At 38.9% G+C, this 11,581-nt stretch carries 15 protein-coding genes and 2 pseudogenes; 12 read left to right on the top strand and 5 right to left on the bottom strand.

All coding sequences use genetic code 11. The features are described from left to right. Positions 1-684 (top strand): annotated as a pseudogene (locus AC1DDX_RS15360) (MFS transporter); the annotation flags it as partial. 21 nt (positions 685-705) lie between these two features. Further along, a complete protein-coding gene (locus tag AC1DDX_RS15355) occupies positions 706-945 on the top strand; it encodes a DUF6814 family protein (RefSeq protein WP_048908201.1) in 240 nt (79 codons plus the stop codon). A 1-nt stretch (position 946) separates the two neighbouring features. Here AC1DDX_RS15355 and AC1DDX_RS15350 read toward each other — a convergent pair whose 3' ends face one another. After that, complete coding sequence (locus tag AC1DDX_RS15350; protein WP_172662276.1) at positions 947-2,131, bottom strand: class I SAM-dependent rRNA methyltransferase; 1,185 nt, start codon at positions 2,129-2,131, stop codon at positions 947-949. 207 nt (positions 2,132-2,338) lie between these two features. Continuing rightward, positions 2,339-2,575 (bottom strand): annotated as a pseudogene (locus tag AC1DDX_RS15345) (LysE family translocator); the annotation flags it as partial. A gap of 173 nt (positions 2,576-2,748) precedes the next feature. On the opposite strand from AC1DDX_RS15345, the gene AC1DDX_RS15340 reads away from it, so the two are divergent. From AC1DDX_RS15340 to AC1DDX_RS15320, 5 genes are all read left to right on the top strand, one after another. Beyond that, positions 2,749-3,084, top strand: coding sequence for a tRNA-binding protein (locus AC1DDX_RS15340; protein ID WP_172662274.1), 336 nt, complete (start codon positions 2,749-2,751; stop codon positions 3,082-3,084). Next, positions 3,085-3,558 (top strand): nucleoside deaminase, encoded by a 474-nt coding sequence (locus AC1DDX_RS15335; protein WP_172662273.1) that lies wholly within the window; start codon positions 3,085-3,087, stop codon positions 3,556-3,558. 146 nt (positions 3,559-3,704) lie between these two features. Next, entirely contained in the window at positions 3,705-4,310 is a 606-nt protein-coding gene (locus AC1DDX_RS15330; protein WP_172662272.1) for a superoxide dismutase, read from the top strand. Positions 4,311-4,398: 88 nt separating this feature from the next. Beyond that, on the top strand, positions 4,399-4,971 hold the full coding sequence (locus AC1DDX_RS15325) for a Crp/Fnr family transcriptional regulator (protein ID WP_337717044.1): 573 nt from the start codon (positions 4,399-4,401) through the stop codon (positions 4,969-4,971). A 78-nt stretch (positions 4,972-5,049) separates the two neighbouring features. Next, on the top strand, positions 5,050-5,460 hold the full coding sequence (locus tag AC1DDX_RS15320) for a VOC family protein (RefSeq protein ID WP_172662270.1): 411 nt from the start codon (positions 5,050-5,052) through the stop codon (positions 5,458-5,460). 31 nt (positions 5,461-5,491) lie between these two features. Here AC1DDX_RS15320 and AC1DDX_RS15315 read toward each other — a convergent pair whose 3' ends face one another. Together AC1DDX_RS15315 and fcl are read right to left on the bottom strand one after the other, a co-directional pair. Next, positions 5,492-6,424 carry a hydrogen peroxide-inducible genes activator gene (locus tag AC1DDX_RS15315; RefSeq protein WP_172662269.1) on the bottom strand — a complete coding sequence of 311 codons (933 nt, stop codon included), beginning with the start codon at positions 6,422-6,424 and terminating at the stop codon, positions 5,492-5,494. Between the two features lie 38 nt (positions 6,425-6,462). Next, positions 6,463-7,392, bottom strand: coding sequence for a GDP-L-fucose synthase (gene fcl / locus AC1DDX_RS15310; RefSeq protein WP_288883836.1), 930 nt, complete (start codon positions 7,390-7,392; stop codon positions 6,463-6,465). Positions 7,393-7,559: 167 nt separating this feature from the next. On the opposite strand from fcl, the gene trmB reads away from it, so the two are divergent. The 4 genes from trmB to AC1DDX_RS15290 are packed head-to-tail and all read left to right on the top strand — an operon-like array spanning position 7,560 to position 9,520. Then, positions 7,560-8,210 (top strand): tRNA (guanosine(46)-N7)-methyltransferase TrmB, encoded by a 651-nt coding sequence (gene trmB / locus AC1DDX_RS15305; RefSeq protein WP_172662267.1) that lies wholly within the window; start codon positions 7,560-7,562, stop codon positions 8,208-8,210. Between the two features lie 26 nt (positions 8,211-8,236). Next, positions 8,237-8,563, top strand: coding sequence for an MGMT family protein (locus AC1DDX_RS15300; RefSeq protein ID WP_477622229.1), 327 nt, complete (start codon positions 8,237-8,239; stop codon positions 8,561-8,563). A gap of 51 nt (positions 8,564-8,614) precedes the next feature. Beyond that, positions 8,615-8,956, top strand: coding sequence for a carboxymuconolactone decarboxylase family protein (locus AC1DDX_RS15295; protein ID WP_172662265.1), 342 nt, complete (start codon positions 8,615-8,617; stop codon positions 8,954-8,956). Positions 8,957-8,959: 3 nt separating this feature from the next. Then, a complete protein-coding gene (locus AC1DDX_RS15290) occupies positions 8,960-9,520 on the top strand; it encodes a DNA-3-methyladenine glycosylase I (RefSeq protein ID WP_172662264.1) in 561 nt (186 codons plus the stop codon). Positions 9,521-9,528: 8 nt separating this feature from the next. Here AC1DDX_RS15290 and AC1DDX_RS15285 read toward each other — a convergent pair whose 3' ends face one another. Beyond that, complete coding sequence (locus tag AC1DDX_RS15285) at positions 9,529-10,221, bottom strand: hypothetical protein (protein ID WP_172662263.1); 693 nt, start codon at positions 10,219-10,221, stop codon at positions 9,529-9,531. A 116-nt stretch (positions 10,222-10,337) separates the two neighbouring features. Between AC1DDX_RS15285 and AC1DDX_RS15280 the strand changes: the two genes are divergently transcribed. Continuing rightward, positions 10,338-11,581, top strand: a 1,244-nt coding sequence (locus AC1DDX_RS15280) for a 5'-3' exonuclease (RefSeq protein ID WP_477622228.1), incomplete at its 3' end; no start/stop codon positions are given.

Here is an 11,581-nt window from a genome sequence, read left to right as displayed (position 1 = left end):
GGTATAGCCTTTGCAACGCCTTTCTTTGTAATATTCGGTTCATGGAGCGATAAGGTGGGTCGAAAGTGGATTATGCTGACAGGGATGTTGCTGGGGATTATCTTTTACCGGCCAATATATCAGATATTCCTTGATGATACAGATGTAACCAAGATCGAGCAGAAAGATATTAAAGAAATTTCCAATCCTGCGGTAACAAAAACCTTGATTGAGAATACTTCAGATAGTTTAATTACCACCGCATCTCAGGTTACTTTATTAAGTGGAGCGTCGTTTACAAAAATACAGGCGCATACTAAATACGCTGATTTAAGTAAGCCTGAAAGTATTTCGCCTGATGCTTTTAAGGATAAAAAGCTTTCTACTCCTGTTTTCTGGAAATTTGTGTTCCTTATTTTCTTTCAGATTTTGCTGGTAACAATGGTATATGGTCCTATCGCTGCATTTTTAGTAGAGTTGTTCCCAACCAAAATAAGATATACATCCATGTCGCTGCCATACCACGTGGGTAATGGCGTATTTGGGGGGTTGGTGCCGTTTATTGCAACGCTTATAGCTAGTTTCTCGGGTTCTACGCCATTATCTGGCTTGTGGTATCCAATTGGAATAGCCGCATTAAGTTTTATTATAGGGGCGATTTATTTATCGAATAAAAAGCCGGACCATGGCGAGGCTGATCATTAATCAATTAAAAGAGAAATTACCATGAACGGATTAAAAAAAGCATTAGGAATATTCTGGATCTTACTAGGTCCGGCATCTATCATATTTATGTTTATACAGGCTATTGAAAAAGTAGGCCTTGCCCCAGAAGGAGTGGCAAAAACAAACACAGCTTTACAGTGGGGTATTATCCTGTTTATTTTTATCCCCATCAGTGCAGGGCTTGTTGTTTTCGGCTACTATGCCCTAAAAGGGGAGTACGATAAACTTCCGGAAGATTAGTCTACAATACCCTTAAGAGCAAGCCTTTTAAATACTCACCTTCTGGAAAAGAAATGCGCACAGGATGATCTTCGGGCTGACTAAACTGCTTAATGATTTGCACTTCCTTACCTGCATCTAATGCTGCCCAGGCGATAATCTGTTTAAAAGTTTCAAGATCTACTGCACCAGAGCACGAGAAAGTAGCAAGGATACCACCGCTTTCAAGCAGAAGCATGCCAAGTCTGTTTAAGTCTTTATAGGCACGTGCAGCTCTGTCTAATGCAGAACGTGATGGTGCATATTTTGGTGGATCAAGTACTAAAACATCAAATTTCTTACCCTCTTCTTTAAATACACGCAGTTGCTTGTTTACGTCGGATTGGATGCTGGTTTGTTTATCCTGCGAAAGTCCGTTAAGCGTAAGATTGTGCTGCAGTGTTTCTATGGCAAGAGCAGAGCTGTCTACACTGGTTACATGAGATGCACCTTGTTTTAAGCTGTTTAATGAAAAACCACCGCTATAACAGAAACAATCCAATACCGTTTTGTCCTTAGTATATTCCGCAAGAATTAATCTGTTGTCTCGCTGATCGCAATAGAAGCCTGACTTTTGCCCATCCGCAATATTGATGTGGTAAACAACTCCATTTTCCTTCACTTCAATAAACTCGGGAGGTGTCTCTCCCCATAACAACCCTTGTGTAACCTCCAGGTTTTCGTGTTTACGTGCTCCGGCATCGCTTTTATCAAATATTCCGATGGGGTTTAACTCTTCCCTTAAAATATCGATGATATCATCTTTTACTGTTTCTATACCTGCACTTAAAATCTGCAAGGAAAGGAAATCAGCATATTTGTCTACAATTAAGCCCGGTAAAAAATCAGCCTCACTAAATACAAGCCTGCAGGTATTGGTATTCTCACTTAATACGTGTTTGCGGGACGCAATTGCGCTTTTAAGCTTTTGCTGATACCAGGCTTTGTTTACTTCGGTATTTTGGTCCCATTCTAGCAGGCGCAATGCCACTCTGGATTGGTCGTTGTAATAGGCATAAGCCAGAAACTCTTTCTCTGCCGACCATACTGATACAATCTCGCCATTTAAAGGCTTACCTTTAACTTTATCAAGTGCACCGGAAAAAATCCAGGGGTGGCGAAGTACGGCAGCTTTTTCTTTGCCTTTTTTGAGTATTACATCGATCATGGCACAAAGATAAAAAAAAGGGGGGCTAGCAGCTACTTTTCTTTGCTTAATGCCATTTTTATAGCTAACGAAGCCAAAACACTTGCCATAAACCATTTCTGGATTTTTACCCAGCCCGGGCTTTTTGAAAAGAACAGCGCGACTTTTGAGGGTGGTTAATACCCCGATTTTGAACAATTTGGCTGGTTTGTCATTAGCCAGGTCTTGTCTGACTTCAAAAAGACTTTTTCCGTTTGGCTTAATTGCCTGATAGGCCAGGTACAACAGATATAGTACCCCCAGTGTTTTAATGGTAGTGTATACAAAAGGGACGGCAAAGAGTACAGCTGTTAGACCTGCAGAAACCATAACAATGTGAAAGAGAAAACCAGATATGATTCCTGCCAGTGAAATTAACCCCGATCGTTGTCCCTGGGTAATGGAACGGGATATTAAATAGATCATATTTGGACCGGGGCTGATCACAAGGATCAACGCGGCCAGGGCAAAATAGGAAATCTCTTTAAACGGTATCATTGGGGTTGGAATTGTTATGTTAAGGGGCCTTGCTTTACAAATATATGCAGAAGAGCAGAGATATGATAGGCAGTATTGCCGAGAAGTTGTAATTTTATCGCATGGAAGAAATAACCTGGAATGATTTTGAAAAAGTAGAACTTCGGGCAGGAACTATTCTTGAAGTCTTTGATTTTCCGGAGGCGAGGAAGCCAGCTTATAAAGTAAAGGTAGATTTTGGCGCGCTTGGAATCAGAATGAGTAGTGCCCAGATTACAGCACATTATACTAAAGAAGAGTTGGTTGGTAAACAAATAGTAGGAGTGGTTAATTTTCCTAAAAAACAGATAGGGAAATTTATGTCAGAGTTCTTGGTAACAGGCTTTGCTGACGAAAATGGAGATATTGTATTAACAGCCCTAAATGGTAAAGTGCCTAATGGCAGTAAATTGTGCTAAATGAGTTATTATAATTTTTCAGAAGAAGAGAACCCTGCCGCAGAAGACGAGCATTACATGCTTTTAGCGCTTCAGGAAGCTCAAAAAGCATTTGACGCAGAAGAAATCCCAATTGGAGCAATAGTGGTATGTAAGGGCAGGATAGTGGGGCGCGGGCATAATTTAACCGAACAGTTAAATGACGTAACTGCACATGCAGAAATGCAGGCATTTACAGCAGCTTCGCAAACTCTTGGTGGCAAATATTTAAAAGATTGCACCCTGTATGTAACCGTTGAGCCTTGTGTAATGTGCGCAGGCGCAAGCTATTGGGCACAAATAGGTCGCATCGTTTACGGTGCCCCGGAACCAAAAAGAGGTTTTACGACCAAAGGAGCATCTTTATTGCATCCAAAAACAATTCTGCAAGGAAATGTTTTGGCCATGCAATGCGGAAATCTGATGAAACGGTTTTTTATAAATAAAAGGGGTTAATATTGACAAATAATTGAACAAAACTTAACCTCCGAATGTTATATTTGCTCAGTTGAATTGTTTTCTGGTGTTTAATCCTAAACTTTTGAAACACAATTGAACCAGGATTGTCCGAAAATATTTTTTAAACTTAAATCATAAATAATATGGCTTTTGAATTACCTGCGTTACCATACGCAACAGATGCATTAGAACCGCATATCGATAAACAAACTATGGAAATTCACCATGGTAAACATCACCAGGCTTACGTTACCAACTTAAATAAAGCTTTAGAAGGCAAGCCGGAAGCTAGCCAAAGCATCGAAGAAATCGTTAAAAACATTTCTAAATTTCCTGCTGCTGTTAGAAACAATGGCGGCGGTCATTATAACCACTCTTTATTCTGGGAAGTTATTGGTCCAAATAAAGGCGGCGAGCCTAAAGGTGAATTAGCTGAAGCAATCAATGCAGCTTTTGGATCTTTCGCTGATTTCAAAACTAAATTTGCTGAAGCAGGTGCAACCCGTTTTGGTTCAGGATGGGCTTGGTTAAGCGTTGGTGCTGATAAAAAATTAGTAGTTTCTTCTACTCCTAATCAAGATAATCCATTAATGGATATCGCTGAAGTAAAAGGTTCACCAATTTTAGGTATGGATGTTTGGGAACACGCTTACTACTTAAAATATCAAAACAGACGTCCTGATTATATTGCAGCTTTCTGGAATGTAGTTAATTGGGATGCTGTTGCAGAACGTTTCAAAAAAGCATAATTTACATAAACTTCCGTCAGACGGAAACTATATAAAAGGCCCCGATGCGAATCATAGGGGCCTTTTTTGATTTGCGTTATCTGAACAAATGAACAGTCTATTAAAATATATTCATTCGCTAACGGCGTTTTCTGATAAAAGCTGGGAATTGCTTCAACCTGCGTTAAACAAAAAAGAGTTGAAGAAAAATGAGTTCCTATTAAAAGAGGGACAGGTCTGTAATTCACTATTTTATATAGATGATGGTTATTGTAAAAGCTATTATGAAATTGATGGAGTTGTAAAAAACACAGGGTTTTTCTTTGAAAATGATATTGCAACAAACGTCAACAGTTTTGGCAATGGGCTGAAATCTGAATTTAATATCATCGCCTGTGAGCCATTAACAGTAGTCGTTTTTGATAAGAATAAATTGTTTCAGGCTGCAAAACAGGCGATTGAAATAGAGACTTTAGGGCGTAATTGCATCCGCTTGTTTGCCTCTAAACAGGAAGAATTTGCAAACCTATTTAAGATCTATTCGGCTCAGGAACGCCTGGAATATATAGAAACCAAACATCCTGAAATCCTGCAAAGGGTCTCACTATCTCAATTGGCTTCATTTCTTGGTGTTTCAAGGGAAACCTTAAGCAGAATACGCAAAAGAAGAACTCTTTCGTGATTTTGTGACGATTGTCACAGGTCATTAGCCTTTTCATTTATCAACTTTGTAGTAATAGGCTTTTATAAAAGAAACATCATGGAATTACTTAAGAAAATTGATAAAAACACCAATGTTTTGACTTGGTTTGAAATCCCAGTAGTAGATACTGAAAGAGCAAAGACTTTTTATGAAACCATTTTAGACATTGAAATGGTTAAAAGAGCAGATGGGCACGACGAAGCCGTTTTCTTTCCGTTTGATCCTAATGTTGTTCAGGCAACATCAGGGAGAGTTACAGGAGTATTGTCAAAAACAGAGAGAAACAGCCCATCTGGTAACGGGACGATAGTTTACATTAATGCGAGTCCAAGCATTCAAACTGTTCTTGACAAAGTGGAACAGGCAGGAGGAAAAATTATTGCTCCCAAAACACTAATTCCCGCGGGATATATAGCAATTATTATTGACTCAGAAGGAAACAAAGTCGGACTTCATGCAGAAAAGTAAAGGGTGTAAGTTAGTGAAGTAGGGATGTAAGTTATATCCCTACAATATCCTTTTTCTTTTTCTGGCGCATTGTTTTTGGTATAACTGCCAAAATCTCTTCTCTCAACGCATTAAGCATTCTTTTTTTTATGAAATTTTTATGGGTAACAAGGCTGATCTCACGGACAGGTTCAGGAGATTTAAAATACCTTACCTTGCTTAGCTGCTTGTTGCTTAACTCTTCTAGTGCAAGCTCTGGCAGCAGAGTGGCGCCATTATTCATATCTACCATGCGGATAAGCGTTTCGACACTTCCTGTATTATAGGTAAGCCCTTGCAGACGATTTTGCTTGGTTGATCTGCAGATGTTTAATACCTGCGACCGCATACAATGTCCCTCGTTTAACAACCAGATATTTTCATCCTCCAGGTCATCGGCATCTATGGTTTTCTTTTTATAAAGTTTACTGTTTTTGCTGATGTAAGTAACAAAGTTTTCGTAATACAATGGAGCTTCTTCTACTGCGCCGTCTCCAAGTGGAGTGGCCAATATTCCGCAATCCAGTATTCCTGTTTTTAAATGATGAATGATATCTTCTGTAGTATATTCCCAAATCAGAAGTTTTAGATCGGGATATTTTTCCATCATTGCAGCGATTACTCTTGGTAACAGATAAGGGGCTACTGTGGGTATAATACCTACTTTAAGTTCACCAACAACATCTTGCTGCTGGCTACTAATAATCTCTTTAATTTTGTGGCTTTCCTGAAGAACGAGGCGAGCCTGTTCAATAATCTGCGCACCTATTTCTGTCGGAATTATGGGTTGTTTACTTCGATCAAAGATTTTTACATTTAGCATTTCTTCAAGCTTTTGTACCTGCATACTGAGGGTGGGCTGGGTAACAAAACACTTTTCGGCAGCGCCTACAAAACTTCTGTAAGTATCTACCGCTACAATGTATTCTAGTTGAACTAAGGTCATATAGCTAAAGTTTATTCTCTTTAGCAAAGATATCAATTTTAACTATGCTTAGCTAAAAAATCCTGATAAGCCAGTTTAATTCCTTCTTCAAGTTCTATCTCATGCTTCCATCCGAGTGAATGTAATTTAGAAACATCCATTAATTTGCGTGGGGTTCCGTCTGGTTTGCTACTATCAAAGGTTAGTTCTCCTTTAAATCCAACAATGCGTTTAATTAATAATGCAAGGTCTTTTATCGTCAGGTCTTTTCCTGTTCCAACATTTACAAAACCAGGCTCATTGTATTCTTGCATTAAGAAATAACAGGCATTGGCCAGATCATCAGCAAATAAAAATTCTCGCATTGGAGCTCCGGATCCCCAGATGATAACTTCTGGTGTGCCATTAACTTTGGCTTCGTGAAATTTCCGAATTAAAGCAGGGAGGACATGTGAGTTTTGTGGGTGATAGTTATCGTTATACCCGTACAAATTGGTGGGCATTACCGAAATAAAATCACAGCCATATTGTGACCGGTAAGCGTCGGCCATTTTTATACCTGCAATTTTAGCAATAGCATAAGGTTCGTTGGTTTCTTCTAGTAACCCTGTAAGCAGGTAGTCTTCTTTTAATGGCTGTGGTGCAAGCTTAGGGTAAATGCAACTTGAACCTAAAAACATCAGCTTCTTTACAGCTGTTTTATATGATTGGTGGATAACGTTATTTTGGATACAAAGGTTTTCGTAAAGGAAATCTGCGCGGTAAGTATTGTTGGCAATAATACCGCCTACTTTGGCAGCTGCCAGGAATACGTACTCAGGTTTTTCTGATTCAAAAAAATCGGTTACAGCCTGCTGATTGCGCAAGTCTAATTCTGCTGAAGTTCTGATGATTAAATTTGTGAAACCTTCTTTGATCAGCTTACGATAAATTGCGGAGCCAACCATACCACGGTGACCAGCTACATATATTTTTGCGTTCTTTTCCAATTTGCTTTTAATGATTATTACAAAAGTACAAAATCCTGTTGGCATCGATAGAGGTTAGAATTGGAAATGCAGAAAGCCTTGCTAATGCGAGGTCCTGAAATAAATTCAGGATGACGGAATATATGAAATAACTATTTGTTTAAGTTTGCATAAAAATAATTTTAGTAGTGGGTAAAGATAAGTTAAGAAAATTTGCGGAAATAGATACCTTTCCTAATGTTTATCAGCTTGATGCAGGTAAAGAATTAAAAGGTAAATGGGCGTCTCAGCATTTTAAAAATAGCAATCCTGTTGTTTTAGAACTCGCGTGCGGTAAGGGCGAATACTCTGTTGGATTGGCAAAGATGTTTCCTGAGAAAAATTTTATTGGTGTTGACCTTAAGGGAAACAGGATTTGGCGTGGCGCACGTACTGGCATGGACGAGGGAATATCAAATCTAGCTTTTTTGAGGATTCAGATTGAAGATATTGTGGAGTTCTTTGGCGAACATGAAGTAGACGAAATATGGATAACTTTCCCTGATCCGCAACCACAGGATAGTCGTGAGAAAAAACGCTTAACGTTTCCAGGGTTTTTAGATAAGTACAGAACTTTTTTAAAACCGGGAGGTAAAATAAACTTGAAAACTGACAACGACGGTTTGTATCTTTATACTGTGGAGAAAGTTCAGGAGCTAGGGTTAGTTTGCCATAAAAATACGGATCAATTGTATAAATCAGAGTATGCAGATGCAGTTTTAGCTATTAAAACGCATTACGAAAGGATTTATCTGAAACATGATAAGAATATAAATTACATCCAGTTCTCTTTTGATTAGTTTAGAACTGAATATAAATTGATTAGATGGAACAATCATTTTATGACCAGGTTTTTGAGTTAGTGAGGTTAATACCTAAAGGAAGGGTAACCTCTTATGGAGCCATAGCTAAAAGTCTAGGCGCAGGCGGTTCGGCCCRAATGGTGGGATACGCAATGAGTAATGCACATTTGGCCCATCCGGAAATACCTGCTCACAGGGTGGTTAACAGCAGTGGGTTGCTCACTGGTAAATTCCATTTCTCTGAGCCCGATCTGATGCAGGAAATGCTGGAGAAAGAAGGAGTAGTAGTTAAAAATGATAAAATCCAGAATTTTAGACAGCATTTCTGGGATCCTCTGGTTGAATTGTAGCCTTAAAATAAAAACTTTGATGAACGGGCACGTGGAATTAATTTTAATATAATGGGACAATTAGTAGAAGAGTTTAATGACTATCGTTCTAAAATGAATGACAGGATTATGGAAACCGCAAATACAAACATAAAGCGGTTTTTTGCTTTAGATACAACCACATATGCGGAAGGAGCATTAAATGTAAAAACTAAAGAGATGCTTGGTCTTGTGGCGTCAATGGTTTTGCGTTGTGATGATTGCATAAAATATCACCTGGAAAAATGTTACGATGAAGGAGTAACCAATGAGGAGATCAACGAAGTATTTATGATCGCTAATTTAGTTGGGGGCTCTATTGTAATTCCTCATTACAGAAGGGCAGTTGAATATTGGGATGAACTTAGTCTTTAAATAATGGCAGAAATAGTTAGATGTGGTTGGTGTGGAACTGATCCTTTGTATGTGAAATATCATGATGAAGAATGGGGAAAGCCTGTTTACGACGATAAAACATTATTCGAATTTCTAATTCTTGAAGGTGCCCAGGCCGGATTAAGCTGGATCACTATTCTAAGAAGAAGAGATGGGTATCGACAAGCCTTTGCGGACTTTGATGTAGAAAAAGTTGCCGCATTTGTCGAGGCGGATGTGGAAAGGTTAATGAATGATGCCGGTATTATTAGAAACAGATTGAAAATTAATGCAGCAATAAACAACGCAAAGCTTTTCATAGGCATACAAAAGGAATTTGGTTCATTCGCCGACTATATGTGGGGCTTTTTGCCAAATAAGAAACCCATTCTGAATAGGGTTAAGTCTTTAGGAGATGTGCCTCCAAGAACAGAGATATCAGATTTAATTAGCAAGGACATGAAGAAGAGAGGGTTTAAATTTTTTGGAACCACAATCTGTTATGCCCATATGCAGGCTACGGGTATGGTAAATGACCATGTTGAAGGCTGTATAAGCCGATAATTTAGAGATTATTTTTTCTGCATATCGTTATATGCTGCAACAAAAGCTTTTATGAGTTTGGCATCAAAAGCTTCTGTTGCCTTTATACGTTCAGCAAGATCTTCATCGTTGGTAAGTTTTTGAAGCAGAATACTTTTAATCAGGTCTGTTTTTCCCGATGAATTGCCATCAGCAGGGATTTCCTGCATTGGTCCTGTTCCAAATTTTTCAATAAAATAGGCTGTCGGGAGGTTACGATTAGTTTGCTCAGCATCGTTTCTTCTGCCTCCTCCAAATGAAATACCAACACCGCCACCTACTCCTCCAAAACCACCGGTTCCTGTGCCAATACCAACAGATGGCCTGATTCGTGCTCTTTTTGGCTGCGGTTGTTCAATACTTGTGGCGCCACCAATTGCATATAAATTTACTGCGCCCTGTTCTATAATTTTAAAAAACCGATGCTCCATTTTCTTTTTAATTACAATGGGCTTGCTAACATAGGTTTCCCCATTCCATAAAAACTCTTTAATGTCGCTGGCTTTATACTGAACGAGGGTCTCGTCGTCGTTTTTAAGAATAACTGTCGAAAAATTGGTGCCCTGTATGGTTCCTCTTACAAAATCTCCAGAGGCAATGACTACTGCATCTTGTGCTGATGAGCGTAATGCGATTACCAAAAGCGTCGTTAATAAGGCGAAGGTTTTAATTGCTCTTTTCATAATTACTCAAATAACGGAATTTCTTTTGTGTTTGTTATCTAATCCGATCTCTATTATTAACTTTGAGATATGTTGAAAGTAGTAACTTTCACGATCATTAAACGAATCAGATACCAATGAAAAAACTTTTCCTTCTTGATGGCATGGCGCTTATTTACCGGGCCCATTTTGCACTGAGTAAAAACCCAAGGTTTACTTCTACAGGAGTTAACACTTCGGCAGTTATGGGCTTTACAAATACTTTACTGGAAGTACTTAAAAAGGAAAAACCAACACATATAGCGGTTGTATTTGATACTGAAGCACCTACTGAAAGGCATACCGATTTTGAAGCCTATAAGGCTCACAGAGAAGCAATGCCAGAGGATTTATCGGCCGCACTTCCATATATTTTTAAGCTGATAGAAGGGTTTAATATTCCAGTAATTACAAAGGATGGATTTGAGGCGGATGACATTATTGGAACTTTGGCAAAAGAGGCTGAGAAAGCCGGATTTCAGGTGTATTGTATGACGCCGGATAAAGACTTTGCACAATTGGTATCTGAAAACATCTTTATCTATAAGCCTGCGAGAATGGGTAATGAGATGGAGATTTTAGGTGTAAAAGAAGTACTGGCTAAGTGGGAGATCGAAAATGTTGAACAGGTAATTGATATTCTTGGTTTATGGGGCGATGCGGTTGATAATATTCCCGGAATTCCGGGAATTGGAGAAAAAACTGCGAAATTATTGATTAAACAATATGGTTCTATAGAGAACATTATTGCAAATTCACACGAACTTAAAGGAAAACAGCGTGAAAATGTGGAGACCTACGCCGAACAGGGGATGATCTCTAAGAAATTAGCCACCATTATACTTAATGTTCCCGTTCCATTTGATGAAAAGGCCTTAGAGCTTGAAGAACCTAGCAGAGAATTATTGGAGCCGTTGTTTGCGGAGTTGGAGTTCAGAACAATTGGTAAGCGCGTTTTTGGTGATGGGTTTAATGTAGCCGAAGGTAAAACAGGGGGATCACAACAAATTGATCTTTTTGGTAATGTGGCAGATCAAGTTGAGGTAAAAACTAAAACTACTATAGTTATTTCGGAAGTATTTGAACAAGCCGTTGCCGCTAAAACAATTGAAAATACGGAACATAATTATAAATTAATAGATACTCCGGAATTGCGTAAGGAGCTTGTGGACTTCCTTTTAAAGCAGGAAAGCATCTCATTTGACACAGAAACAACAGGAACGGATGCCAACCTTGCAGATCTGGTGGGAATCTCGTTTAGTATAACGCCAGGGGAAGGATATTATATCCCTGTACCGGCAGAAAGAGCAGAAGCCCAGGTAATTGTTGATGAGTTTAGGCC

The sequence above is a fragment of the Pedobacter sp. 10L46_2 genome, from assembly GCF_056395165.1.
The sequence above is the reverse complement of the archived record's forward strand: the minus strand, read 5'-3'. Positions and strand labels throughout refer to the sequence as shown.

Bases quoted from the DNA above. Each gene is read 5' to 3' on its own strand.
- AC1DDX_RS15325 (WP_337717044.1), top strand. From the start codon at position 4,399: ATGAACAGTCTATTAAAATATATTCATTCGCTAACGGCGTTTTCTGAT.
- AC1DDX_RS15350 (WP_172662276.1), bottom strand. From the start codon at position 2,131: ATGATCGATGTAATACTCAAAAAAGGCAAAGAAAAAGCTGCCGTACTT.
- AC1DDX_RS15295 (WP_172662265.1), top strand. From the start codon at position 8,615: ATGGGACAATTAGTAGAAGAGTTTAATGACTATCGTTCTAAAATGAAT.
- AC1DDX_RS15340 (WP_172662274.1), top strand. From the start codon at position 2,749: ATGGAAGAAATAACCTGGAATGATTTTGAAAAAGTAGAACTTCGGGCA.
- AC1DDX_RS15320 (WP_172662270.1), top strand. From the start codon at position 5,050: ATGGAATTACTTAAGAAAATTGATAAAAACACCAATGTTTTGACTTGG.
- AC1DDX_RS15315 (WP_172662269.1), bottom strand. From the start codon at position 6,424: ATGACCTTAGTTCAACTAGAATACATTGTAGCGGTAGATACTTACAGA.
- AC1DDX_RS15285 (WP_172662263.1), bottom strand. From the start codon at position 10,221: ATGAAAAGAGCAATTAAAACCTTCGCCTTATTAACGACGCTTTTGGTA.
- AC1DDX_RS15290 (WP_172662264.1), top strand. From the start codon at position 8,960: ATGGCAGAAATAGTTAGATGTGGTTGGTGTGGAACTGATCCTTTGTAT.
- AC1DDX_RS15330 (WP_172662272.1), top strand. From the start codon at position 3,705: ATGGCTTTTGAATTACCTGCGTTACCATACGCAACAGATGCATTAGAA.
- AC1DDX_RS15335 (WP_172662273.1), top strand. From the start codon at position 3,085: ATGAGTTATTATAATTTTTCAGAAGAAGAGAACCCTGCCGCAGAAGAC.
- AC1DDX_RS15355 (WP_048908201.1), top strand. From the start codon at position 706: ATGAACGGATTAAAAAAAGCATTAGGAATATTCTGGATCTTACTAGGT.